Source organism: Streptomyces spiralis (assembly GCF_014654675.1).
GTDB classification, from domain to species: domain Bacteria; phylum Actinomycetota; class Actinomycetes; order Streptomycetales; family Streptomycetaceae; genus Streptomyces; species Streptomyces spiralis.
Map to the genome: position 1 here is coordinate 1 of NZ_BNBC01000007.1, position 24,632 is coordinate 24,632.

Consider the following 24,632-nt stretch of genomic DNA (forward strand, 5'->3'; position numbering starts at 1 on the left):
CAGCAACGTCCCCACCCACAACCACACCAACGACCGACCTGACCATCAGTCACGGCAAGCACCGTTGCAGTACTAGGACGCGACGGGGGATGATCCGCTCATGCGCATACGACGAGAGGCTCGCTGGGTCTTGCGGGGGCTGTGGCTTGCGTGTCTGGTGTTCTCCGTCTGGTTCTTCGCAGAGGTCACCACGCTGTTCCTGCAGGCCGAGTCCTGGTGACGCGGCAAGGTGTCGTGCCACTCCCGTGCCAGAACGGGCGGGGACTCACGGGGCATCGGGGGTCGCCAGGTGCGTACCGCCCCACGCCACGGCGTCCACGAACGCCTGCTGTTGGCTGTTCAGTCGCCGTCCTCGAACCAGTCGTCATACACGCTGATGAGGCTACGCGGGCGGCAGAAGATACGGACCACGCTGACGGCAACGACGGCGGACAGCAGCGGCACTCGACGGCCCAGCCCGGTGCCGGCGTAGGCCGATCGGGCGGCCCCACACCAAGGCTTGCCCGCATCTTCTCAGCGCCTGTCCCTGTGACCGGGGTCGCCCCCAATCGCGCTGAGCCAATCGGCGAGTACGGAGAAGTCGGCGTCTTCCAGGCCCTTCGTCGGGTCGACGCGATGAAGAAGGGACGGCCCGGGATGCTGGGCGGCGACCCAAAGGCGGTCCATGCTGCTGATCTCGTCGTCGACCCAGATGAACGGCCGGCCGTTGGCCCATTCGACGAGATGACGGGTCTTCCAGTGCAGGCGCCGCGGACTGCCGTCGGCGCAGGCGTCCGGCCACGCCACGACGGGCAGCCTTGGCAGTCCGATGCGTGGGGCGACGGCCTCGTTTGCCTCCTCCATCCATGTCGAGGCCCACACGAGATCACAGCCCAGGGCCGTGAGGCGCAGCCCAAGATCAGGGGCGAGCCGTCCGAGCAGGGGATTCCCCTGGTCGACGGCCACCTCGGGGCCCGAAGCGGGGGCTTGCAGACTGCTGGATGACGACCCGAACGGGATGAGCGGTCCGTCGACGTCGAGGAAGAGGACGGGGCGCTCCGCTGCGCTTGTCACGGCCGCACCATAGCCCGACGTGGCAGGGGAGGGTGACACTCTCTGCACTCTCTGTCCTGGGCTGTCCCTGGGCCGTGCGAGGGCGCCCGAGGCCGACCGACGGCGACCGGCAGTGACAGGCGAGCCGCAGCCCCCATCAGCGAAACCCCAGGTCACGGGCCTCCGGCCTTACTGGTTTCCGCTACGGGGTGGCGGTCAGGCAAGATGGGATGTATCTGCCCACTGCCAGATTCAAGCTGCCGGACGGTTTCTCTTGGCTGAGTTCATTTACACCATGCGCAAGGCGCGCAAGGCGCACGGCGACAAGGTGATCCTCGACGACGTCACCCTGAACTTCCTTCCGGGTGCCAAGATCGGCGTCGTCGGCCCGAACGGTGCCGGTAAGTCGACCGTGCTGAAGATCATGGCGGGGCTGGAGCAGCCGTCCAACGGTGACGCGTTCCTGTCGCCCGGTTACAGCGTCGGCATCCTGCTGCAGGAGCCCCCGCTGAACGAGGAGAAGACGGTCCTGGAGAACGTCCAGGAGGGCGTCGCCGAGATCAAGGGCAAGCTCGACCGGTTCAACGAGATCGCCGAGCTGATGGCGACCGACTACTCCGACGCGCTGCTCGACGAGATGGGCAAGCTCCAGGAGGAGCTCGACCACGCCAATGCCTGGGACCTCGACGCCCAGCTCGAGCAGGCCATGGACGCCCTCGGGTGCCCGCCCGGCGATTGGCCCGTCACCAACCTCTCCGGTGGTGAGAAGCGCCGCGTCGCGCTGTGCAAGCTGCTGCTGGAGCAGCCCGACCTGCTGCTGCTGGACGAGCCCACCAACCACCTCGACGCCGAGTCGGTGAACTGGCTGGAACAGCACCTGGCCAAGTACGAGGGCACCGTCGTGGCCATCACCCACGACCGGTACTTCCTCGACAACGTCGCCGAGTGGATCCTCGAGCTCGACCGCGGTCGCGCCTACCCCTACCAGGGCAACTACTCCACCTACCTGGAGACCAAGGCGGCCCGTCTGAAGGTCGAGGGCCAGAAGGACGCCAAGCGGCAGAAGCGGCTCAAGGAAGAGCTGGAGTGGGTCCGCTCCAACGCCAAGGGGCGCCAGGCCAAGTCCAAGGCCCGTCTCGCGCGGTACGAGGAGATGGCCGCCGAGGCCGAGAAGATGCGGAAGCTGGACTTCGAGGAGATCCAGATCCCGCCGGGGCCGCGCCTGGGCAGCGTCGTCGTCGAGGTCAACGACCTGCACAAGGCCTTCGGCGAGAAGATCCTGGTGGACGGCCTGTCCTTCACGCTGCCGCGCAACGGCATCGTGGGCGTCATCGGCCCGAACGGCGCCGGCAAGACCACCCTGTTCAAGATGATCCAGGGCCTGGAGTCGGCGGACACCGGCGACATCAAGGTCGGCGAGACCGTCAAGATCTCCTACGTCGACCAGGGGCGCGCCAACATCGACCCCAAGAAGACGCTGTGGGAGGTCGTGTCCGACGGGCTCGACTACATCAACGTCGGCCAGGTCGAGATGCCGTCCCGGGCGTACGTCTCCGCCTTCGGGTTCAAGGGCCCGGACCAGCAGAAGCCGGCGGGAATCCTCTCCGGTGGTGAGCGCAACCGGCTGAACCTCGCCCTCACCCTGAAGCAGGGCGGCAACCTGCTGCTCCTCGACGAGCCCACCAACGACCTCGACGTCGAGACCCTCTCCAGCCTGGAGAACGCGCTGCTGGACTTCCCGGGCTGCGCCGTGGTCGTCTCCCACGACCGCTGGTTCCTCGACCGCGTGGCCACCCACATCCTCGCCTACGAGGGTGACTCCAGGTGGTTCTGGTTCGAGGGCAACTTCGAGTCGTACGAGAAGAACAAGATCGAGCGGCTGGGGCCGGACGCCGCGCGTCCGCACCGGGCCACCTACAAGAAGCTGACCCGGGGCTGATCCAGCAGATGCGCCACACATACCGCTGCCCGCTGCGCTGGGCGGACATGGACGCGTACGGCCACGTCAACAACGTGGTGTTCCTCCGCTATCTGGAGGAGGCCCGTATCGACTTCCTGTTCCGCCCGGACAAGGATTTCCAGCAGGGGTCGGTGGTGGCGCGCCACGAGATCGACTACAAGCGGCAGCTCGTCCACCGGCACGCGCCGGTGGACATCGAGCTGTGGGTGACGGAGGTCAGGGCGGCCTCCTTCACCCTCGGCTACGAGGTCAAGGACGGCGACCAGATCTACGTCCGGGCCTCGACGGTGATCGTGCCGTTCGACTTCGAGGCCCAGCGTCCGCGCCGGATCACCGCGGAGGAGCGGGCGTTCCTGCAGGAGTACATGGACGAGTCCGAGGAGACCGAGGACGAGTCCGAGGAGGAGGCCGTCGCCGCATGACGGTGCTTCACCTCGCCGACGAGACGGAGGCGGCGGACCTCGCCGCCTTCCTCTCCCGGCTGCTCCACTACGACCGCGCCGCGGCCGTGCGTCTGCAGGCGGCCGGCACGGCACTGGCGGTGTTCGGACGGCCGGCGTCCTTCGAGGTGCTGGCGGTGCGCGCGGTGCGTCTGGCCAAGCCCTACGAGAAGGGGCTGGACGTCACCCTCGACGTGACCGTCTCCGCGGGTGAGCTCCTGGAGTCGGTCGACGAGTCGGCGGCCACGGCCGCCGTGCCCGCCGCGGTGACCGGACCGCCGTGGGCGGGCGTGCTGCCGCCGCGCGGCGGCTGGCGACCGGAGCCGGGGCTGCCCCCGGCGGGCTCCCTGCGTTCCCTGGTGACCGCCGCCGTCGCCGAGTTCCGCTCCCGTACGCAGGAGTTGGCGCCCGAGCTGCGCACGCGCGGCGAACTCGACCGGATCGGGCGGGAGATCTGGTCCCGGACGGTCGGCCGGACCCGGCTGCCGGTGCGGGCCGTGCACGCGGCGCAGTCACTGGGCTTCCTGCGTCAGGCGTCGGTCGAAGCCGAGGCCGAGGCGGAGGGCGGTGCCGGAACCGAGGGCGGGCTCGCGCTGTTCTCCTCGGGTGCCTGGCTCCGTCTGCGGACTCCGTACGGGTCGATCGCCGTACGGCAGGCGGGACTCGGCACCCTGGGCGTCAGCGTCCGCTGAACCCTCCCGGTCGGCTCCGCCCCACAGGTGGCAGCGTCCGCTGAACCCTCCCGGTCGGCTCCGCCCCACAGGTGGCAGCGTCCGCTGAACCCTCCCGGTCGGCTCTGCCCCACAGGTGGTGAAGCCTCCGGGTCAGCCGTCGGCGCTGTCGTCCGGCCACACCGCGATGTGGTCCTGCTCCAGTTCCAGCGCCACCCGGTCGCGCATGCCGAGGGCCTGGGTGTACTCGGCGGGCAGCTGGAGGCGGCCGGCGCGGTCCAGCATGGCGTACTCGCGGCTCACCAGCCGTTCGTCACCGGTCGCCGCGTCCACCTCGCTGCGGCGCAGCACCTCCGTGGACGTGCGTCCGTCACGGATGGCGACGGTGCGGCGGACCTCGCCGGCCACCGCCTGGTCGTGGGTGACGATCACGATGGTGGTGCCCAGCTGCTCGTTGGCCGTGCGGAAGGCGGCGAAGATCTGCTCGCCGGTGTGGGAGTCCAGTTCGCCGGTGGGCTCGTCGGCGAGCAGCACCGCCGGGTCGTTGGCCAGGGCCACCGCGATCGCCACGCGCTGCTGCTGACCGCCGGACATCTGGTGGGGGCGCCGGTCACGGCAGTCGCCGACGTCCAGCATCTCCAGCAGTTCCAGCGCGCGTTCGGCCTTGGCGCGGCGGCCGCGCCCCCGGGCTCCGGACAACTGCATGGGGAGAGCGACATTCTGCGCGGCGGTCAGATAGGGCAGCAGGTTGCGGGAGGTCTGCTGCCAGACGAAACCGACGACCTCGCGGCGGTAGCGCAGGCGGTCCTTCGCGGTCATGGCGAGCAGGTCGTGGTCCGCGACCCGGGCCGCCCCGGCGGTGGGGGTGTCCAGGCCGGCGAGGATGTTCATGAGGGTGGACTTGCCGCTGCCGGAGGCGCCGACGAGGGCCATGAGCTCACCCTCGCGGACCAGGAGGTCCAGCCCCTGGAGCGCCTGCACCTCCACTCCGTCCGCTGAGAAGATCCGGACCAGCCGGTCGCAGCTGATCAGGGCGTCGTGGCCGTAGACGGGCCGGGTGCGGTCCGCGGTGGCGCGCCGGGCCAGATCGGCGAGGGTGGGTTGCGTCGTCATCGGGAAGCTCCTGCACGAGGGCTACGGCTACGGCGGTCGGGGCGGCTACGGCGGTCCCGGAGATCAGGGCGGCTACGTCGGCCCCGGAGGCCGGAACGGCTGCGGCGGTCAAGGCGGCTACGGTGGCTACGGAGGGCCGGGCAGCCACGGTGGCCACAGCGGACCAGGCGGGTGAGGCAGCGGTCGCGGCGGCCGTGCTGTTCCAGCGGGCTCATCTCGCGTCACCCGCCCGCAACTCCCGTACCGAGCCCCGGCGGGACGTCCACCATGCCTGCACGACGGCGACCGCGACCGCCAGCAGCAGCACCGCCACCGCCGGGAGGACCAGCGACAGCGGATCCGTCCGCAGCGCGTTCCGGCCGACGGAGGCCGCGCTCGACGGCAGGGCGATGCCGGTCAGGTCGATGCCGGGGGAGAGCAGCCGGATGGTGGCCCAGCCCGTCAGCGCGCCGCCCGCCGCGGCGAGCAGCGCCTGCGGAAGGGACTCCAGCACGAGCAGCCGCCGGCCCTGGGCGCGGGTGAGGCCCATGGTGCGCAGGCGGGCGAGGAGGGCGGCGCGCTCGGGGGCGGCGCGCAGCAGCGCGAGGAGCAGCGCCAGCACGGCGTAGCCGGCACCGGCCGCCACCGCCGCCGTATAGATGCGCTCGGCGCCGGACTGCAGGGGCGAGTCGACGTATTGGGCCCGCTCCGCGGACCGCAGCTGCACGGTCGCGTCCTTGCCGGCCGCCCGGCGCAGGGCGCCCGCGTCCAGATGGCCGCCGGTCACCAGCAGCGCACTGGTGCCGGCCGCCTCGCGGCTCATCCCGGCCCGGTCCACGATCAGGAAGTCGGTGCCGATCAAGGCCGGGGTCCGGTCCCGGACCAGGGCGATCCGGACGGTGACGGTGGTGCCGTCGTCCAGCCGGAGCGGGAAGGGCTGCGTGCCGTAGGTCCTGGCGACCGACGGGGAGGCCAGCGCCGGCAGCGGGGTCCGGCCGCCGTCGGCCGGCCGCCTCAGCCGCTCCTGCGGGAACGCGCCGAGCCCGGTACGGCGGGACAGGGCCGCGTAGTCGGCGGGGACGACGCCCGCGACGGTCACCGAGGTCAGGTTGGCGCCCGCCCTGGCGTGGTAGTTGGCGCTCACTTCGGCCAGGCCGCTGACCCCCGGTGCGTGGCGGACGGTGTCGGCCAGCCCGTCCGGCAAGGTGCCGATCGACTCGATGCGGGCGTCCGCGCCCACGGTGAGCAGGGCCGCGTGGTCGCGGGCGTCGGCCACCCCCGCCAGCACCGAGCCGCCGAAGGCGGCCGTGGTGAGGGCGGTCAGCAGCGCCAGCAGGGGCAGCACCGCGGAGACGGAGGTGCGGCCCGCGCGGGCCAGCGACAGATGGCCCACCGCCCCGCGCAGCCGGCCCGCCGGGCGGGTCAGCCAGCGCAGCGGCAACGGATACAGGCGGACCAGGACCAGGGCCGCGATCACGCCCACCAGCACCGGGGCCAGCGACACCAGTTGGTCCCCGGACGCGCCCGGGCTCCCGGCATCCCCCGCACCGCCGGACGCCGCCGACGCACCCGCTCCGCCGGTCAGGCCCCTGCGGCGCAGCGCCTCCACGGCACCGGCCGCGATCACCAGCAGCGTGAGCTCGGCGACCGTACGGCGCCGGGAGGGGCGTACCGACACCGTGTCCTCGCGCGGGCCGTGGACGCGGACCGCGCGGTGCGCGACCGCCGCCCGCAGGGGCAGTGCCGCGCAGGCCACGGCGGTGACCGCGGCGGCCGCGAGGAGGGCGGGCAGGCGGCGGGCCCCGGGGAAGGCGAACAGGGCCGCGGCGAGTCCGGCCGCCCCGGCGGGCACGACGACCACGGCCGTCTCCGCCAGCAGCCGCCCGGACAGGCCGCGCAGGGAGGCTCCGCGGGCGCGCAGCAGGGCGAGTTCGGCGCGGCGGCGGTCGGCGGCGAGACCGCCGGCCATCAGCAGGACGACGCCGGCGACCGCCGCGCTGCCGAACGCGGCCACCGCCACCAGCGGGCCGATGCCCGAGCTGAGCCGGTCGTAGCCGTCGAGCACGTCGTCGAGTTCGGTGCTCACCTGCGCGTCCGGATCGGTGGCCTCGCGCACCTGTCCGAGACCCGGGCCGGACTCCAGGGCGGCTACCGCCGACTTCAGCCCGTCGAGGTCGCGGGCGTGCAGGGCGCCGGTGTCGGGGGCCATCTGCCAGTAGCGGACCGGTTTCCCTTCGGTGGCCAGCAGGGCGGGCGCCGCCTCGGGCGGCAGGAGCAGGGCGCCGAGCCAGTAGTACATGGGGTCGCCCGCGCCGGGAACGCGCGCCAGGGTGGGGGTGCGCAGCAGGGGCTGGGCGGACCAGTAGGCACCGGAGGGCTCGCGCGGCTCGACGATGCCGGTGACGCGGACGGCGAGCGGGGGCCGGGACACGGCGGGCACGTGGACGACCGAACCGACCTTGACGTGCAGGCTCCTGGCCGTCTCCACGGTCACAGCGGCCTCCACCTCGGCCGTGTCGGCCGTCACGTGGCCGCTCGTGCGCGGCATCCGGCCGGTGCGCAGCGAGGAATGTGCGGCGAGTCCGTTCTGCGCCATCAGGCGCACCTTGGCGGGGATGCCGTTGGGCCGGGGTATCCACCGGTCGGGGACGGGGAGGGCCTCGCTGGTCTGCACCCCGTACGACGACTGGTCGGTGTCGGCGACGAGCGGCCGCCCGACGGCGCGGAGGAGGTCGGCGTACTGGTGCTGAAGGGCCGGCGGGAGCACGGCCTGTTCCCGCTGCCGGGACGGCCACTGAAGGCCGGGCGGAGGCGCGACCACGGTCAGGTTGGTGCGTGGCGGGGCGGCCTGCTCGGCGGCCCGGACCAGTCCGGCGTCCTCGTACCGGTCGAGCGCGCGCGGGAACGCGGCGGCCAGGCACGCGGTGAGCGCGACCAGCAGGGCGAGGGCGGCGGCGGTACCCGGCGCGGTGCGCAGCCGCACGCGGACCCAGGCGGGAGCGATCGTGTTCAGCTCACTCACCTCCGCGGTCTCGAAGGGACACCGCCGGGTCGGCCCGGCGCAGGGTCAGCACCGCCGTGACGACCAGCGGTGCGGCGGCGACGGCCGCCAGCAGCAAGGCCACCTGGGCGACCGGCAGTTCGACCAGCACGGCCGGCACCGGTTTCGCGGCCTGCCCGGTCAGCACGATCAACGGGATCACGGCCCGGGTCAGTAGGCCGCCCAGGGCCACGCCGACCAGCAGTGCCAGGGCCACCAGCACACCCTGTTCGGCGGCGAGCATGCGGGCCAGCTGGCGACGCGGGGCGCCCAGGGCCCGCAGCACGGCGAACTCGGCGTCCCGTTCTCGCAGCGCCCCGGCCGCGCTCACCGCGAAGCCGACCGCGGCCAGCGCCGCCGCGATCACGGCCGCCGCGGTGAACGCCGCCGCGGGCCCGGCGCCGAACGGGTCGTCGCGCAGCTGGTCGGCGATCTCGTCGCGCACGACGACCTGCTCCGGTTCGACGTCGGGCAGGGCCCGCAGGTCGGCGGCGACGTTCGCCGCGTGGTGCGGGTCGGTGCGCAGCCACCACTCGGTGGGCGCGGCGCTGTCGCCGTAGCGGGACTGGAGCAGCCGGTTCACCGACCGCAGGTCCATCAGCAGGCCTCCGCCGTCGTGGGCCGCGTCCGGGGCGTCGCCCTGGCTGGGACCGCCGGACGTGGTCGGCAGCGCCCGTACCGAACCGGTGATCCGGACCGGGACGTTCCGGCCGTCGAAGGTCACGTCCACGCGCTGGCCCGGGTGCGCGCCCGCGGCGGTGAGGAAGCGGTCGGTCGCCAGGGCCGTGATCTCCGGCTGCGAGGGCTGTGCGACCTGGAGCCGCACGGATACCGAGCCCAGCACCCAGGGCTCGTCGTGCGGTACGTAACCGGTGCCGTAGCTGACGTTCAGCGGCCCGGACGACGTCACCTGCGGCGTGGTCGGGGCGGTGCTGCCGTCGGGGGAGGCACTCAGGTCGTCGGCGCCGTCCAGGGCCGCGGTCCAGGCGGTCGGCAGCCGCAGCGGCGTGGCCTTGCCGTCGCCGCCGGTGACCTCCACCTTCGAGACGGTGAGGCGGTGCTGATCGGCCTTGTCGATGGGCTGGACGAGCCCCAGGTCGATTCCGGTCAGTGTCAGGGGGCCCGCGACGGCGGGCAGGGCCAGGTCCAGCCGGTGGGCGCGGCCGTCGGTCGGCAGCGCCTTCAGCGGCATCCGGTACGGGACGCCGTAGCGGTCCTCCAAGGTGACCGCCAGGTCCACCGAGTCAGTCCCGGCGCGCGCGCCCCTCGGGCTTCCGGTGCGCCCCGGCGCGGAGCTCGCCGAGCTGTGGAGGGCGGCCGTCAGCCGCAGCCGGCCGGTGCCCGCGGGCAGCTTCAGTCCGGCCGTCGCGGTCCTGGGCGTGAGCTGTGCCAGCAGCGGCCGCACCGGCTCGGACGCCAGGTCGCGGCGCATCAGCACCGAGCCGGCGGCGCCCGTGGTGTCCAGCGCGAGCACGGTCGCGGTGCGGTCGCCGGACAGCGGCAGCGTGGTGCGCACGGCGGGCGCGACGGCCCGGACGTGCGGGACGGCCGCGTAGCTCTCGGTGCGGCCCAGCCCGCCCTCCCCGGCGGCCAGCACCCGCACCGGCGCTCCGGCCAGGAAGTCGGCCTGGTCGTCCTGCGAACGGTCCCAGGAGGCGCCCTGACCGATCGCCAGCATGCCCAGCGCGATGGCCAGGACGAGCAGCAGCACCGGGCCCGCGCCGCGCATCGGGCGACGGCTGAACTGCCAGCCCGCCAGTGCGGTCGGCAGTCCGCGCCCGCCGGCCGCCCGCCGCTCGGCGAGCCTGGCCACCGGCGGCAGCAGGCGCAGCGTCAGCACCGTGCCGGCCAGCAGGGCGAGCGCGGGCGCGGTGACGAGCAGCGGGTCGATGCCGAGGGCTCCGGTGCGGTCGCCGCCGACCGCGCCGGAGGACTGCTGGTTCAGCTGCCAGTAGGCGACGGCGGCGATCGCCAGCAGCCCGACGTCCGCTCCGGCCCGCAGCGGCGCGGGCAGCGACCGGGCCCGGCGGAGCACCGCGAACGACGACGTCAGCGCGGGCAGCGTCACCGCCAGCGCGCAGCCCAGCGCCACCCCCGCCGCCACCAGCCACACCCCGGGCCGCCCGGTCGCCGAGACGTCCGGGTGCAGTCCGATCCGGGCCAGTGGGCCCTGCCCCGCCAGCAGCCCGGTCAACGGTCCGGCCAGCAGTGGCGCGCACACCACGGCGGGCACGGCCAGCAGCAGCGCCTCCGTCGCCGCGAGGCCCGCGAGCCGCGCCCGGGAGCCGCCGCGCGCCCGCAACAGGCGGGTCTCACCGGCGCGTTCGCTGCTCAGCAGCCGCGCCACCAGCAGCAGCGCGTAACCCGCCAGCAGCGCCAGTTGCAGCGCGGCGATCAGCAGGGTCGAGCGGGCGACGAGCAGTGAGCGGTCGATCCGGTCCAGGACGTCGGGCAGCCCGGCGGTCACGTTCGGGGTGGTGCCCAGTCCGGGGGTCTTGCGCAGGCTCGCGGCGCCCTCGCGGACCGCGCCGCGCAGGGCGCCGATCCGTCCGGTGGTCAGCGTCGAGAAGTCCGCCGACGCCAGCCAGGCGGACTGCCCCGCGCTCACTTTCCCGCCGGCGAGGACGCCGGGGTCGGCCAGCAGCGGACCGTACGTGGTGAAGTCGACCTTGCGGACACCGCGCCCGCCGAGGTCGTCCAGCTGCCAGTACGGCGCGTCGGCGCGGGCGGGCCGGTACAGGCCGGTGATCGTCACATGGGCCTTCGCACCGCCGAGCCGGTCGGTGAGGGTGAGCCGGGCGCCCGGCCGCAGACCCAGTCGCCGTGCGGCGGTCTCGGGCAGCGCGGCCTCCAGGTCGGTCGCCGCCGCGCCCTGGCCCGTGCCGTGCGGGAGGCGCCCGGAGACGAGCCGCACCTCGGTGGGGTCGAGGGCCGCGAAGTACGTCAGGTCCGGGTCGCCGGAGCGGTCCGCCGCGGGTTGCAGCGAGCGGGGGAGGGCGTACGGGCCGGACCGTGTCAGGGTGCGCACGGTCACCGGCAGCCCGTCGAACGCCGTACGGGCCCGTTCGCGTACGGCGGCGTCGGCGGCCGGGCGTCCGGCGGGCGGGACGTCGGCCTTGACGACCAGGGTGGTGCCGGCCGCGTCCCGCGGGCCGCGCAGCGAGTGGCGCAGCGCGGCGTCGCCGATGGCGCCGGAGTAGGCGGTGAGCGTCGCCAGCACGGCCGTGGTGAGCAGGACCGTGAGCAGCGCGGCGGCCAGCAGCAGCCGGTGCGCGCGCGCCCGCAGCAGGACGAATCCCGTGAACCCCGCCACCCGGCTCCCCCCGCGGTTGTCCAGACCACCTCCGGGTGATGCTGTCAGAGGTGCGGGGTCCCGGGTAAGCGCTTGTAGCCCCAGTTTGATCGGATCGTGACCGGAATACGGCGCCGGGTGACCGGAATTCGGGCCTCCGTGTGCGGCCGGGGACGGGGCCGGGCGGCTCGGCCGACGTGCGGCCGACGGGTCAGTCGGGGGTGTTGACCATGGACGCGGCCGCGTACGTCAGGTAGTTCCACAGCGTCCGCTCGTGCTCCTCGGACAGGCCCAGCTCGTCGACGGCGGCCCGCATGTGCCGCAGCCAGGCGTCGTGCGCCGCCCGGTCCACCGTGAAGGGCGCGTGCCGCATGCGCAGCCTCGGGTGGCCGCGCCGCTCGCTGTACGTCGTCGGACCGCCCCAGTACTGGATCAGGAACAGCCGGAGCCGCTCCTCGGCCGGACCCAGGTCCTCCTCGGGGTACATGGCCCGCAGCTCGGGATCGTCGGCGACCCCCTCGTAGAAACGGTGGACCAGCCGGCGGAAGGTCTCCTCCCCGCCGACCTGCTCGTAGAACGTCTGCTCCTGAAGCGTGCCGCGCCGAATCTCATTCACCGTTCCATCGTCTCAGACGGCAGGACCGAGGACGCGGGACCTAGGACCACTGCCGGTGCTCGCCTCGCGCCCTCTCGGGCAGGACAGTGGAGGCATGGGCGCGCACACAGGTGAAAAGGAACACGAGAGCCGCAGGATCCGTGAAGGCCGTGAAGACCGCGAAGGCCGCGAAGGCCGTGAAAGCCGCGAAGGTGACGAGGGCGGGGGCGGCGGGGGCCTGGAAGCGCTCGCCGCCGAGGCGCGGGAGGCACTGGTGCGGGAGATCGACGCGAGCGGTGCCTGGGCGTCCGATCCGGTCTGGCGCGAGGCGTTCGCCGCCGTGCCGCGGCACCTGTTCGTGCCGTACTACTACGTGGGCGTCATGGGCGGGTACGAACGGCGCTGGGGCGAGAGCCCGGAGGCGAAGGCGCGCGAGCGCTGGCTGTGGGGTGCCTACGAGGACGCCCCGCTGGCCACCCGGCTGCGCGACGGGGAGCTGGTCTCCTCCAGCAGCCAGCCCTCGCTCATGGCGCAGATGCTGGCGGAGCTGCGGGTGGCGGACGGCGACCGGGTCCTGGAGATCGGCGCCGGCACGGGCTACAACGCGGCGCTGCTCGCCCACCGGCTCGGCGACGACGACCTGGTCACCACCATCGACCTCGACCCGGAGATCACCGAGTCGGCACGCCGGCACCTGGCCGCCGCGGGTCACCACCCGGCCGTCGTCACCGGCGACGGCGCCCGCGGGGTACCCGAACGCGCCCCCTTCGACCGGATCATCGCCACCTGCGCGCTGCCGTCCATCCCGCGCGCCTGGCTCGCCCAGTGCCACCCGGGCGCCCGGATCCTGACGCCGATCGCCACCGGCCTGGTCGCCCTGACCGTGCGGGACGCCGCGCACGCCGAGGGCGCCTTCCTGGCCACGCCCGCCTTCTTCGTGCCGCTGCGCGGCGAGGGCAGGCCCGAACCGCGGCCCCCGCGGCTGGACGGGCTGCCGGCCCGGGCCCGCGAGGACGAGCTGTTCCGCTTCCTGCTTGCCCTGACCCGCGGCGGCCTCGACCCCGGCGACGCGTACGCCCTGTGGGAGCACGAGGGACGTCCGGGTCGCGAACGCTACGGGATCACGGTGAACGGCGAGCAGGTGTGGGCGTGGCTGGACGACCCGGAAGGGCCGTACACCTGGCCGCTTCCGGGCTGACCGTGGGGCCCGCACGCCGGGCCGATGTGGCTCCTTCCGGGCCGGCCGGCGTGCCTGCCGGTCGGCCCGGTGCCCGAGGGATCAGCCGCGCCGGATCGTGATCGTCGTCCACGCGCCCACGTGCACCCGGTCGCCGTCCTGGAGCGGCACCGGCACGAAGGGCTGGATCGGCTCCTCGGAGCCGTTGACCGTGGTGCCGTTCGTCGAGTTCTGGTCGACGACCGCCCAGGTGCCGTCGGGCTGCTGGACCAGCACCGCGTGCTGGTGCGAGACGCCCGGGTCCTCCGGCGGCACCGACAGGTCGATGTCGGGGGTGTCGCCGGTGGAGTGCCGGCGGCGGCCGATGGTGATCTGGTTGCCGGTGAGGGTGCGCTGCTGCTCGGGCGAGTACGCGGGCAGATTCAGGCCCGCGGCCTCGGGGCCGGAGCGCTGCATCATCGACATGAAGTACTCGCGGTCCGGACCGATCGTCGCCGTCCAGGTCGCCGGCTGCTGCGGGGCCTGCGGGAACTGGGGTCCGGGCGGGGCCTGCGTGGCGCCGGGCTGCGGGTAGCCGTAACCACCGCCCCGGCCGGCACCGGGGCCGCCGGGGGCACCCGGGCCGCCCGACGTGGCCGGGCCCGTGGACGACGGCGGGGAGAGCACCCAGTCGTCGTCACCGCCGAAGGACGGACCGCCGCTCTGCGGGTGGTTCGTCTCCTGCGGGAACGGGGGCGGGGCCGGCGGACCGGGCCGGTGGAAGGCCTGCGGGGCGCCGCCGGGCGCGCCGGGGCCACCGGGGCCACCGGGGCCCGCGTGCGGCGTCGGACCGGGCGGCGGCGGGACCGGCCGCGAGGGGTCGGGGCCGAAACCGGAGCGGCCCGGGTCGCCGCCGAAGCCCGAGGGGCCCGGGTCACCGCCGAAGCCGGAGGGGCCGGGGCCGCCGGGACCGCCGGGGCGGCCCGGGGGCTCGGTGCCGAACGGCGGGCCCGGCGGGATCGGCTCGGCCGGCCGGTTCATCTGGGAGGGCCGGGAGCCCTGGTAGTCGAAGGAGTCGCCGCCGCCGAAGGACGGGCCGGGCGGCTGCGGGAAGCGGGCGCCCGGGACCGGACCGCCGGGGCCGCCGGGGCCACCAGGACCGGGCGCCGGCGGGCGCGGCGCGGCCGGGGTGTAGGAGGTGGCCGTGTTCGTCAGGAAGTTCCAGCGGCACTCCTCGCAGAACGGCGCACCTCCCTCGCGGGGCGTGCGGCACTGCGGGCACAGCTCCGGCTCGGCGCCCGGCCCACCGGCCGGATGCGGGCGCATGCCGGGGGCACCGGGCCCGCCGGGCGCACCGGGACCGCCCGGTCCCGGTGCGGGCGGGAAGCCGTAGCCGCCGACCGGGGGCGGCGGGGGAGGTGGTGGTACGGCACCGGCCATGCGGTGACCGCAGACCTCGCACCAGTCGTCGGAACCCGACTGGTGTCCGTTCGGGCAGGTCGGCATGTCGGCGCTTCCCCCTCTCCTTTCCGGCCGGTTCGACCGGATTTCTCCAACCCCGAGGGGCCAGGCTCGCTGTCTGTCGCTGTCTTGTGCTGTCTTGTTCGTTACTTCTTTACACGAACAGTCTTTGTAGACCGGGTCTCGAGAGTCATCTCGTCGGCCTCCTCGACCTTCGCCTTCAGTCGCACAGTACCTGTCGCCGCGTCGACCACGTCCACCACCTTCGCAAGCAGTTTCGCAGTATCCGCGTTCCCCGAGGCGCTGGCGAGCTGAACCGCCCGGCCCAGTTTGGCCGTTGCTCCATCGATATCACCCGCTTTGCGCAGGTCGAGCCCCTGTTGGATGGCCTGTGCCAGTTCGGCCTGCCCGGTGTAGTGGGCGACCTGCGGGTTGATGGAGGTCGAGGCCGCCATGTCGTCGGTCCACACGGCCCGTACGAGACCCTGGGCTCCGAGGTTCTGTACCGATCCTCCCCCACCCTCCGCTGCGCTCGAGCGGGAGGTGCCCCCAGATTGTGGAACCACCAGCGAGACTCGGGCGGCGAGCATCTCCTGCCCGACGGCCGCCGCTGGCACCTCCACACAGAGGTGGTAGTCGCGGGACTCGTCGCCCCAGGAACCGGTCGGGTAGTCCCCGGCCCGCGGGCCCGCCTCGGCGCGGCGGTCCGTCAACTCCTCGACGGTCGGCGCCACTTGCTTGACGAACTTGATCGCCGTACCGACCGGGGTCCACACCCGCAGCGCGACGTCGGCGACCTCCTTGCCCATCGCCGTCTCCATCATCTGCGTGAAGTCGGCGGCCAGGGCCCCCGGATCGGCGACGATGTCGGCGGTGCCGAGCAGCGCCGAGGCGATCGATGTGACTTCTTTCACTTCCCAGTCGGTGCCCACGCCACGCGCGTCACAGGTGAACCGGCCGGCGCACTCCTCGAGCGTCCGCCGGAGGTCCTCCGGCGCCTCGTGCTCGTTGCGGCCGTCGGTGAGCAGGATGCCGTGCCGGATGGCGACGTCCGCCGACGACAGCAGCCGGTCGGCGAGCCGCAGCCAGGTGCCGATGGCGGTGCCGCCGCCCGCGCTGAGCCTGCGCAGCGCCGTCTTGGCCTGCTCGCGCGTGCTCGCGTCGGCGACGGCGAGCCGCCCGCCGCCCGGATAGACCTCCGTGGCCACGTGCGTGCCGCCGATCACCGCGAAGTGCACACCGTCGCGCAGGGTGTCGATCGCGGCGGCCGTGGCCTCGCGGGCGTTGCGCATCTTGGTCGGCGGGTAGTCCATCGAACCCGAGCAGTCGACCATGATCGCCACCGCCGCCGACGGCCCCTGGCCGGGTGCGTACAGGTGCGGAGCCGCGACCGCGCTGCCGATGGTGCCACCGCCGGTCGCCGTCACCGTGACGATGGCGTTGACCTCGCGGCCGCCCTCCGGCAGGTACTCGTTCTGGTACACGTCCACCGAGAATCGCGGCACACTGGACTTCGAGAAATTGGCCATGCCTTCCCAGATCCCCCTCCGGGCCCCCGCGAGCGGGGCTGACGACTGTGCGGCTGTGTACGACCGGTCCCCTCCGGTCCTCTGGAACTTCCCCGTTGCGGGCTTCCCCGTGCGAACTTCCCTGTGCCGGCATTCCCGTGCACCACGGGGAGACCCGTGGGACTCGCCGGGGCTCCCGTCACGCGCCCCGGCGTACGTCCCTCACGCCGATCCTGCCCCCTGCGGCGGGGCCGGGAACGGCACGACGGCCACTGTTACGTTGTCGTGGCCCCCGCCGTCGAGCGCGTGACCGACCAGCACCTGGGCACTGTGCAGCGGGCGCGCGGCCGCGTCCGGCGGCAGGAGACCGGCCATCTCCTCGGCGCTCTCGGCGTAGTTCCACAGGCCGTCCGTGCACACCACGACCACACCGGGCCGGTCCGGTTTGAAGGAGGCCGTGTGCGGCTCCAGTTCGTAGGCGTCCGCGCCCAGCCAGCCGGTGATCGCGTGCGCGCGCTCGTCGGCGTACGCCTCCGCCTCGCTCATCAGGCCGGCGGCCACCATCTGCGCGGCCCAGGAGTCGTCCTCGGTGAGCCGGGCCGGCGGCGCGGTGCGGTCCAGCGGCACCCAGTAGACGCGGCTGTCGCCGACCCAGCCGACGACCAGCAGCCCGGCGGTGACCACCGCGCCGACGAGGGTGCAGGCCGGAGCGTTCTGATGGGGGGAGTGCTCGCGGGCCGAGGCGGGTTCCTCGGCCAGTGAGTTGACCGCGTGCGAGGCGGCCACGATCGCCTCGTGCATCGCCTGCTGCGGGTGCGTGCCCCGGGGCAGCGCGGCCAGCAGGCACTCGCTCGCCGCCCGCGAGGCCGCGAGGGAGGCGTCGTCGGGGCGGGTGGCGGAGGACACGCCGTCGCAGACGATCGCCACGGCCACGGCCGAGCCGTCGGGCAGGGCCGTGGTGCCGACGGCGAACGCGTCCTCGTTGCGGTGGTGACGCAGGCCCCGGTCGCTGACCGCGGCGACCGGACCCGACTCCTGCTCCATGTGGTCGCGTTCACGCGGCTGGGCGTGTCCGCAGTTCTCGCAGTAGCCGTCGCTGTCGACGCGGCCCGCACGGCAGGCCACGCACACCGCGGCGGGCTCGCCCGGGGCGCCGCTCTCCGCGGCCACCCGGGGATCGGGCGCCTGCAGCGGGTACTCGTCGGGCTCGTCCGGCCGGTCGAACCGCACCCCCGGCCCCGGCGCGCCGGGAGCCGTCGCCGAGGGCAGCGGGGAGCCGTCCGAGTCCATGCCCGGGAGGTCCGTGGGCAGGTGTGTCCCCGACGGGTGCGCGGTGGCGTCCTGCTGCTGCGCGCGAGGCCATACGGCGCCCTGCGCGTCCTCGTCCTCGGCGGGCGCGGAGGGGCGCGGCACCGAGCCGTTGTTCATCGTGAGCGTCGGCGTGTCGCTCGACGGGGCGGCGGAGGCGGACAGGTCGTATCCGCAGGCGCCGCAGAAACGGTCACCCGACTCGAGCGGCTCCGCGCAGCTCGGGCAGTTCGACAGGGCGGCCTGCTGGTGCATCTGCGACATCAACTACACCCACGTCCGGGGGCGGTAACGGTTGGCACGTTCCACCAGGTCGATCCTCTCCTCGCCGCCGGGCGCCAGCCGGGCCAGCGTGCGGTACGAACGCTCCAGGCCGAAGCGGAGTCCCCGCTCGTCCAGATCGCTGCCGAGCAGCACCCGCCGGGAGGCCGGGTCGGCGGCCCTGCCCCCGGAGAGTATCCAGTCCAGCGCGCAGCCGAGGACCTCCGCCGACAACCTCTCGCGTCGCGCCGGGTCCAGACCGTACGCCCGCAGGGCCTCCACCTGCCCGGCGGCCGCCGTCAGATCCTCCAGGAACGGCGTGTCGGACGCGACCGCCGTACGGTGCCGCAGCCGCGCCCGTACGGCCGCCACGCGGGCCGCCGTGTAGTGGATGGAGGACTCCGGAACCGACTCCAGGGTCCGTACGGCCCCTCGCCGGTCGCCGGCCGCGAGCTGCACCCTGGCCAGGGCGAACGCCGCGCCCACATGGCTCGGGTCGGTCGACCACACCAGGCGGTAGTACTCGGCGGCGTTGTCGAGCTGGCCGAGGACCTCCGCGCACAGGCCGAGCGCCAGCTTCGGCGCGACCTCGCCGGGAAAGGCGTCGTAGACCGCGTCGAAGGCGAGGGCCGCGCCCTCGTGGTCGGCGGTGACCAGACAGGCCACGCCCCGGTACCAGACGACACGCCAGTCGTCGGGCTGCTGCTCCTCCAACTGGCGCAGCACTTCCAGCGCCGGGCCCGGATCACCGGTCTGGAGCCACGCGCGGACCTGGCGCAGCCGGGTCTCGGTCGACTGGGTGGGCGCGGCCGCGAGGGCGTTGACCAGCTCGCCGGGCGCCGACGTCAGCAGGCCCGCGAGGAAGCCCGCGTTGGGGTCGGTGGGGTCCACGTGCGGCACGGGCAGGGCGAGCGCCGCGGCCGGGGCGTCGACCGGCTTGACCAGGGCGGGAGCGGCCGGCGCACCGGGCGCCGTGCCACCGGCAGGGCTCGCGGTGCCTACGGCGTGCCCGGTGCCTGCGGTGTTCGCGGTTGCGGCGGCGGGCGCCGTGCCGGGCGTGAGCGCCGGGGCGGTGGACCTTCGGGTCCGTGCCGGTCGCGCCCCCAGCCGGGACACGTCACCGTCCAGGGCCGGGAACAACTCCGTGTCCGTGACCTTCGGTTCCGGACCGAACAGGGTCGACAGGGCGGGCCGGGCGCGGCCCGTCTGCACCGACACGACCTCCCGCAGCACGCCCGTCAGCTGCTCGGCCATCTCCTGCGCGGAGGCGAACCGGCGGGCCGGATCGGGGTCGGTGGCGCGCACCAGCAGACGGTAGAAGGACTCGTACTGCCGGAAGACCTCGATGCTGTCGGGGTCGGGCAGGGAATCCGCGAAGACGTTCGTGTAGCCCTGGAAGTCGAAGGTGAGCACGGCGAGCGTACGGCCCACCGTGTACAGGTCGCTCGCCACCGACGGGCCGACCTCCGCCACCTCCGGCGCCTGGTAGCCGACCGTGCCGTAGATCGCCGACTCGTCGTCGTCCATGCGGCGCACCGCGCCCATGTCGATCAGCTTGAGCTGGTCCTCGGTCTGGATCGCGTTGTCGACCTTGAAGTCGCAGTACAGCAGGTTGCGGCTGTGCAGATGGCCGAGCGCCTCCAGCGCCTCGATGCCGTACGCGCAGGCCTGTTCCACCGGCAGCGGGTCCCGTCTGCCGTCCGGCGAGCGGCGGGAGTTGGCGATCTCCTTGAGCGACTTGCCGCCGACGTACTCCATCACGATGTAGCCGTCGAGGGAGCCGGTGCGCTGGTCGAGGTGCTCCACGAAGTTGTAGATCCGCACGATGTTGGCGTGCTCGATCTCCGCGAGGAAGCGCCGCTCGGAGATGGCCGCCGCCATCGCGTCCTGGTCACCGGTGTCCAGCAGGCCCTTGAGCACCACCCAGCGGTCCGAGACGGCCCGGTCCACGGCGAGGTAGATCCAGCCCAGACCGCCGTGCGCCAGACAGCCCACGACCTCGTACTGGCCGTGCACGATGTCCCCGGCCCGCAGCTTGGGCACGAACGAGTACGGATGGCCGCACTTGGTGCAGAAACCCTCCGTACGCCCCGGCCGGTCACCACGGGCCCGGCCGACCGGCGCCCCGCAGTCCGAGCGCGAGCAGAACCGCTTGCGCTCCGGCACCTCCGGGTTCTCCAGCACCATCGAACGCGGGTCCGGGCGCGGCACCTGCGGCACCTGCACCAGCCCCGCCCCGAGTCGGCCGCGGCCCGAGGAGCCCGCCGCCGAGCCGGAGCTGCGCACCGACACCGAACGGCTGGACGACCCGCCCGACAGCGAACGCGACAGCCGCCCGGACACCGAGCGGCGCGACTTCGACGACTGCGACGACGTACGCGCACTGCGGCCGCTGCGCCCGCTGGTGCCGGAACCGCCGCTGCCCGCAGAGCCGCGGGAGCCCCTGCCGCCGCCGGTCACCCCGGTGGGCGGCGAGCCCACCATGCCGGTCGCCGACACCACCGGCGCCAGACCGCAGGTGTCGCAGTACAGCTCGCCGCCGCCGACGTCCTCGTAACGGCCGTCGCAGTCGGGCCGCTGACAGGCCTGCCCCGCCTGACTCATGACTCCCCCCTACCGTCACCGTCCTGAGGACCGCCCTGCGGCGGCACCCGTGCGGAGCCGAGCAGCTCGGCCGCCGCCCGCTGGTAGCGCAGCACGGCCTGCTCGGCCACCCGCAGGTCGCACGGCGCGCTCCACAGCATGCGGCGCGCCGCGTCGTACCGCTCGACCAGCAGCGGGTCCTCCGCCAGGCCGTGCCGGGCCACCTTCGCCTTGTACGCGTCCAGGCGGCCCCGCAGCTCGGCGCGGACCGCCAGCGGCGCCGTGACGGCCGTCAACGACTCACGGGCCCGCAGCAGTTCGTCCTCCGCCTTCTGCTCCAGCGAGTCCAGCAGCGGCGACAGCCGGTGCCACTGCGCCTGCCGGCGGTACTCGGCGGCCGTCGCCAGCTGCTCCTGCAACACGGTCGGCGGTCCGCTGACCACCGGCACCTCCGTGGCGGCGATCTTCGCCAGCACCTCGCCGCGCGCGGTGCGCGCCTCGGCGAGCGTGCGGTCCGCGCGCGAGAGCAGGTCCCGCAGCTTGATCAGCCGCTGCTCGGCGTCCTGGCGCACCCCGAGCACCGCGTCGATCTCCCGGCGCACCTCCTCCAGGGCCCGCGCCTCACGGTCGTACACGGTGGTGTCCGGCCGGCCGCCGCCCGGGGCCGAACTGCCCTGCGTGGGCACCCAGAAGGCGAGCGGGTCGGAGACCACCTCCTCGCGCAGCCTCGCCAGCGTGTGTGTGATGCGCTCCAGGTCGTCGCCCGCCGGATGCTCACCGGGACGGACACCGACCGAGTGCGCGAGCCGGCGGGTGCGCTGGAGCTCCGCGGCCAGCAGATCTATGCGGGCGGGCAGGGCCGACCAGACCGCGTCGGCCGCGACCACCATGTCCAGGCTGGTCGCGTACAGGTCGTTCATCCGGTCCACGAGAGCGGCCAGCGAGAAGCTCTCGCTGAGCCGGCCCGCGCCGCCCTGCGCCCCCGGCACGTTCGCCGTGGCCGTCGCCGCGCCGGCGACCGTGACCGACTCGCCGCGCAGCAGCTCGGTCAGCTCCACCAGGTCCTCGCGGCTGGACCAGCGGCGGCGGGCGCGGATCTCACGGGCGGTGCGCAGCGCGCCCGCGTAGGCGTCGAAGTACGTCCACAGCAGCGTGATCGAGGCTTCCGTCGTCGCCCAGCGCTCCCGGGTGACACCGGTCAGCTCGGCGCCCTCCAGGAGTCTGCGGCCCGCGTGGTCCTGCAGGGCGAGGAGCGAGGTCTCGATCGCCTCGTGCTCCGCGCCGAGCCGCGCCAGCGCACGGTCCACCTCGTCCCGGTCCAGTACCGGCCCGGCGGGGTCCGTGCCGCCCATCGATCACCTCTCGCTGCGTTCTGTGTGTCGTGTCCGTCGGTCGTACATCGGTCGGTGGTGCCCTCGCCGCCCCGTGCGGGGCGTCCGGTTCACCGGTAGTTCGGTGTCGGCGGAGTGGCCGACTCCGAATCCATACCCGGCGTGGCGGACAACCACCTGTCGTACGACGCCTTCCAGCCCCCGTCCTTGCGGTAGTTCTCCAGTATTCGGTTGACCTGACGTACCAGATCGTCGGCACCCAGCTTCATCGCCACGCCGTAGTACTCCTTGGTGAACGTGCCGCCCTTCAGCTCCACCGCCGGGTCCTGCGCGGCCTGGCTGGCGGCGAGGGCGCCGTCGGTCACCACCGCGTCCACCTCGCCCAGTTGCAGCCGCACCAGGCAGTCCAGCTGGTTGGGGACGGTGGTGGAGATGTCGGTGGAGACGGGCAGCGTGCCGTCCTTCTTGTCGGCGGACAGGTGGTCGTAGGCCGTGGAACCGGTCGCCGAGCAGACCTTCTTGCCGGCGAGCGTCTTGTCGTAGCCCTTGATCGGCGACGTCCTCGGGGCGAGGACCTGCTGGCCGGTCAGGAAGTACGGGGCGGAGAACGCCACCTGCTTCAGCCGGTCGCAGGTGATGGTCATCGTGCGCACCACCATGTCGACCCGGCCGCTGCGGATCGCGGGGATGCGCTCGTTGGTGGGGATGGCCCGGAACTGGACCTTGTCGGCGTCGCCGAGGATGTCCTTGGCGATGCGGTGGGCCAGGTCGATGTCGAAGCCCACCAGCGCGCCGGAGGCGTTGTTCGGGTTGCGATAGCCCCAGCCGTAGCTGTTCTGGTCGACGCCGACCGACAGATAGCCGCGCGCCCTGATGGCGTCCACGGTGGGGCCGTCGGCGCCCGACGGGGACAGGCTCTGGTCCTGGGCGTTGGCGTCCGTGCAGGTGCCGGCCCTGGCCTGGAGGCCCTGTGCCGTGCCCTGGGAGCTTTGGCCGCCCGGGTCCGGGGCCGCGCTGTCGTGCGACTGGGTGTGCGGCAGCAGCAGGACGAACGCCAGCGCCAGGGCGCAGACGACCGCCATCGCTCCCACGCCGCCCCAGCCCCTCAGGCCGGCCCGCAGCCGTCGCACTCGCATCCTCGCGCCTCCTTTCACCCCTGTCACGCTCCCTGTCACCGGTACTCCGAGAGCCTGCGTCCGATGCCCAGCAGCGCGCCGGCCGCGCCGAGCACCATGAGCACCGCGGAACCGACCGGCAGGCCGGTCATCGCGTTCCGCCCGCCCTGCGCGGCGTCCTTGAACTCGTTCGTCTCGTGGGTGAGCGCCGACGCGAGGGAAGCGTCGACGTTGTCGAAGCACGCGCCCGTCGACTGGCTCCGGGTGCCGGCGGCGCCGATCACCTTGTCGCGCGCCTTCTGGTAGTCGCCGGAGTCGTTGGCCTCGCGGGCCTGTACGTGCCGGGACTTCCAGACCTTCATCGACTGGTTCGCGGTCTGTACGGGGCCCCGGCCGGCCGGGTCGTCGGCGAGGGAGGCGGCGCGGGCGAGGGTCTCGCCGAGCGAGCCGATCTCCTGGTCGTACGCCCAGTCGTAGGCGTCCATGACCGTGCCGTCCTTCAGGGTCTTGGTCTCGGCGCCACGGCTGACCAGGGTCAGGTTCTCGTCGCTGCGTGCCTTGAGGGAGGCGATCCGGGCGTCGTGCAGCACGTTCAGCGAGCGGACGCCGTGGGCGTAGGAGCCGTCGAGGCCGGCGCGGGCGACGCTGTGGCCGACGACCAGCCACAGCAGGACGAGCGTGGTGGCGGCGGTGGCGGCGACCAGGCCGCGGTTGAGGACCCGGTTGGTGCGGCGGTAGGTGCGGTGCTGGGCCCAGGCTAGGGCGGCCAGGGCGAGGACGCCGAGGGCGATCGCCGCCCACGGGTAGGGCGTCGCGTCGCCGTAGTCCGCGCTCAGGCGCTGGTTCTCCTTCTGGTACAGGTCCTCGGCCGCCGGGAGCATCTGGTTCTGCATGGTGTCGTTGGCGGCGCGGAGATAGGCGCCGCCGACCGGGAAGCCCTGGCGGTTGTTGGCGCGGGCCGACTCCACCAGGCCCTTGTAGCGCGGCAGGAGTTCGTTGAGCTTGGTGATGGTAGCCGCGGAGGGGGAGCCGGGGTCGGAGTTGGCGGCGGCGGTGACGAGCTTGGCGGCGGCGGTGCGGACGTCGGACTCGTAGCGCTCGCGGGTGGCTCGCGTCTCCTGGATGCCCGCCAGATAGCCACTGGTCGCCATGGTGTTGGCGTCGGCGAGGGAGCGGTAGATGTCGGCGGCGTCGGAGCTGAGCGGCTGGCTGCTGTGCAGCACGTCGTCGGCGGCCGTGGCCCTGTCGGTGGTCTGCCAGGCGGTGATGGCGCCGAAGGCGACGAGGAGCAGCGCGAGGACGGCGCCCATGGCGCGGAGGCGGCCGGGTTCGGTGGTGGCGGCGGCGCGCAGGCGGTCCACGGCCTCGGCGAACGCGGTGCGGCGTGGGGGAGCGGTGGGTGCGGGTGCTGGTGGGGCAGGGGATGCCGCCGGTGGGGGCGGTGTGGACGGCAACGTGGGCAGGGCGGGGCCCGGTGGTGGTGCCGAACTGCTCGCCGGCGAGTGTGTCACTGCTGACCTCCCCCGTGGTCATCCGTCGCCTCAAGTATCCCTGTCGGCACGGACATCCGCACCGGCCTTCACTGGATCTTGATCGGATCGCAGTGTCCCTGCCCATGAATACGCCGGGCGAGCCGGTTCGGTTCCCTCGCGGCTGCGGGCATGCGTGCCTCCTCCAGTGCTCAACGCCCGGGAGGTACCCCCGGGCGGCGCGGGTGGGCGGTGGGGGTGCCCCCGCGCGAGCGCATTCGAGCGTGGGGGAGGCACCCCGCCAGGCGCGGCGAGCTG

At 73.7% G+C, this 24,632-nt stretch carries 16 protein-coding genes; 4 read left to right on the top strand and 12 right to left on the bottom strand.

Annotated features, from left to right (window positions below; all coding sequences use genetic code 11):
* Positions 1-513: 513 nt before the first annotated feature.
* Positions 514-1,053 (bottom strand): HAD domain-containing protein, encoded by a 540-nt coding sequence (locus tag IE318_RS09765; protein ID WP_189898691.1) that lies wholly within the window; start codon positions 1,051-1,053, stop codon positions 514-516.
* 253 nt (positions 1,054-1,306) lie between these two features.
* Here IE318_RS09765 and ettA point away from each other — a divergent pair, with 253 nt between their 5' ends.
* Genes ettA through IE318_RS09780 form a run of 3 tightly spaced genes read left to right on the top strand, consistent with a single transcriptional unit; the run spans position 1,307 to position 4,124 of the window.
* On the top strand, positions 1,307-2,971 hold the full coding sequence (ettA, locus tag IE318_RS09770; RefSeq protein ID WP_030171082.1) for an energy-dependent translational throttle protein EttA: 1,665 nt from the start codon (positions 1,307-1,309) through the stop codon (positions 2,969-2,971).
* Positions 2,972-2,979: 8 nt separating this feature from the next.
* On the top strand, positions 2,980-3,414 hold the full coding sequence (locus IE318_RS09775) for an acyl-CoA thioesterase (protein WP_030171084.1): 435 nt from the start codon (positions 2,980-2,982) through the stop codon (positions 3,412-3,414).
* Positions 3,411-4,124 carry a DUF8010 domain-containing protein gene (locus IE318_RS09780; protein ID WP_189898694.1) on the top strand — a complete coding sequence of 238 codons (714 nt, stop codon included), beginning with the start codon at positions 3,411-3,413 and terminating at the stop codon, positions 4,122-4,124. Before IE318_RS09775 ends, IE318_RS09780 begins: the two co-directional genes overlap by 4 nt.
* Before the next feature lie 132 nt (positions 4,125-4,256).
* On the opposite strand, the gene IE318_RS09785 is transcribed toward IE318_RS09780, so the two are convergent.
* From IE318_RS09785 to IE318_RS09800, 4 genes are all read right to left on the bottom strand, one after another.
* Positions 4,257-5,216, bottom strand: coding sequence for an ABC transporter ATP-binding protein (locus IE318_RS09785; RefSeq protein ID WP_189898696.1), 960 nt, complete (start codon positions 5,214-5,216; stop codon positions 4,257-4,259).
* 211 nt (positions 5,217-5,427) lie between these two features.
* Positions 5,428-8,208, bottom strand: a complete 2,781-nt coding sequence (locus IE318_RS09790; RefSeq protein ID WP_373311129.1) for an FtsX-like permease family protein — start codon at positions 8,206-8,208, stop codon at positions 5,428-5,430.
* A 1-nt stretch (position 8,209) separates the two neighbouring features.
* The gene (locus IE318_RS09795) at positions 8,210-11,548 is read right to left on the bottom strand and encodes an FtsX-like permease family protein (protein WP_189898698.1); all 3,339 of its coding nucleotides are present in this window, start codon (positions 11,546-11,548) and stop codon (positions 8,210-8,212) included.
* Positions 11,549-11,738: 190 nt separating this feature from the next.
* The gene (locus tag IE318_RS09800; protein WP_030171100.1) at positions 11,739-12,143 is read right to left on the bottom strand and encodes a globin; all 405 of its coding nucleotides are present in this window, start codon (positions 12,141-12,143) and stop codon (positions 11,739-11,741) included.
* 94 nt (positions 12,144-12,237) lie between these two features.
* Between IE318_RS09800 and IE318_RS09805 the strand changes: the two genes are divergently transcribed.
* Positions 12,238-13,320, top strand: a complete 1,083-nt coding sequence (locus IE318_RS09805; RefSeq protein ID WP_189898700.1) for a methyltransferase domain-containing protein — start codon at positions 12,238-12,240, stop codon at positions 13,318-13,320.
* A gap of 81 nt (positions 13,321-13,401) precedes the next feature.
* Here IE318_RS09805 and IE318_RS09810 read toward each other — a convergent pair whose 3' ends face one another.
* The 7 genes from IE318_RS09810 to IE318_RS09840 form a co-directional block, all read right to left on the bottom strand.
* Positions 13,402-14,784, bottom strand: a complete 1,383-nt coding sequence (locus IE318_RS09810) for an FHA domain-containing protein (RefSeq protein ID WP_189898702.1) — start codon at positions 14,782-14,784, stop codon at positions 13,402-13,404.
* A 101-nt stretch (positions 14,785-14,885) separates the two neighbouring features.
* Positions 14,886-16,268, bottom strand: a complete 1,383-nt coding sequence (locus tag IE318_RS09815; protein WP_189898705.1) for a vWA domain-containing protein — start codon at positions 16,266-16,268, stop codon at positions 14,886-14,888.
* 201 nt (positions 16,269-16,469) lie between these two features.
* On the bottom strand, positions 16,470-17,819 hold the full coding sequence (locus tag IE318_RS09820; RefSeq protein ID WP_189898708.1) for a PP2C family protein-serine/threonine phosphatase: 1,350 nt from the start codon (positions 17,817-17,819) through the stop codon (positions 16,470-16,472).
* 3 nt (positions 17,820-17,822) lie between these two features.
* Positions 17,823-20,420: a serine/threonine-protein kinase gene (locus IE318_RS09825; RefSeq protein ID WP_189898710.1), complete on the bottom strand. Its 2,598-nt coding sequence runs from the start codon at positions 20,418-20,420 to the stop codon at positions 17,823-17,825.
* A complete protein-coding gene (locus IE318_RS09830) occupies positions 20,417-21,751 on the bottom strand; it encodes a coiled-coil domain-containing protein (RefSeq protein WP_189898712.1) in 1,335 nt (444 codons plus the stop codon). Before IE318_RS09830 ends, IE318_RS09825 begins: the two co-directional genes overlap by 4 nt.
* Positions 21,752-21,840: 89 nt before the next feature.
* Entirely contained in the window at positions 21,841-22,866 is a 1,026-nt protein-coding gene (locus tag IE318_RS09835) for a glutamate ABC transporter substrate-binding protein (protein WP_189898714.1), read from the bottom strand.
* A gap of 35 nt (positions 22,867-22,901) precedes the next feature.
* Entirely contained in the window at positions 22,902-24,356 is a 1,455-nt protein-coding gene (locus IE318_RS09840) for a GlnX family signal transduction membrane protein (RefSeq protein ID WP_189898716.1), read from the bottom strand.
* Between the last annotated feature and the right edge of the window lie 276 nt (positions 24,357-24,632).

Excerpts from the sequence above, each read along its gene's own strand:
- IE318_RS09805 (WP_189898700.1), top strand. The coding sequence starts at position 12,238 with ATGGGCGCGCACACAGGTGAAAAGGAACACGAGAGCCGCAGGATCCGT.
- IE318_RS09775 (WP_030171084.1), top strand. The coding sequence starts at position 2,980 with ATGCGCCACACATACCGCTGCCCGCTGCGCTGGGCGGACATGGACGCG.
- IE318_RS09830 (WP_189898712.1), bottom strand. The coding sequence starts at position 21,751 with ATGGGCGGCACGGACCCCGCCGGGCCGGTACTGGACCGGGACGAGGTG.
- IE318_RS09815 (WP_189898705.1), bottom strand. The coding sequence starts at position 16,268 with ATGGCCAATTTCTCGAAGTCCAGTGTGCCGCGATTCTCGGTGGACGTG.
- IE318_RS09825 (WP_189898710.1), bottom strand. The coding sequence starts at position 20,420 with ATGAGTCAGGCGGGGCAGGCCTGTCAGCGGCCCGACTGCGACGGCCGT.
- IE318_RS09810 (WP_189898702.1), bottom strand. The coding sequence starts at position 14,784 with ATGCCGACCTGCCCGAACGGACACCAGTCGGGTTCCGACGACTGGTGC.
- IE318_RS09785 (WP_189898696.1), bottom strand. The coding sequence starts at position 5,216 with ATGACGACGCAACCCACCCTCGCCGATCTGGCCCGGCGCGCCACCGCG.
- IE318_RS09780 (WP_189898694.1), top strand. The coding sequence starts at position 3,411 with ATGACGGTGCTTCACCTCGCCGACGAGACGGAGGCGGCGGACCTCGCC.
- IE318_RS09820 (WP_189898708.1), bottom strand. The coding sequence starts at position 17,819 with ATGTCGCAGATGCACCAGCAGGCCGCCCTGTCGAACTGCCCGAGCTGC.
- IE318_RS09835 (WP_189898714.1), bottom strand. The coding sequence starts at position 22,866 with ATGCGAGTGCGACGGCTGCGGGCCGGCCTGAGGGGCTGGGGCGGCGTG.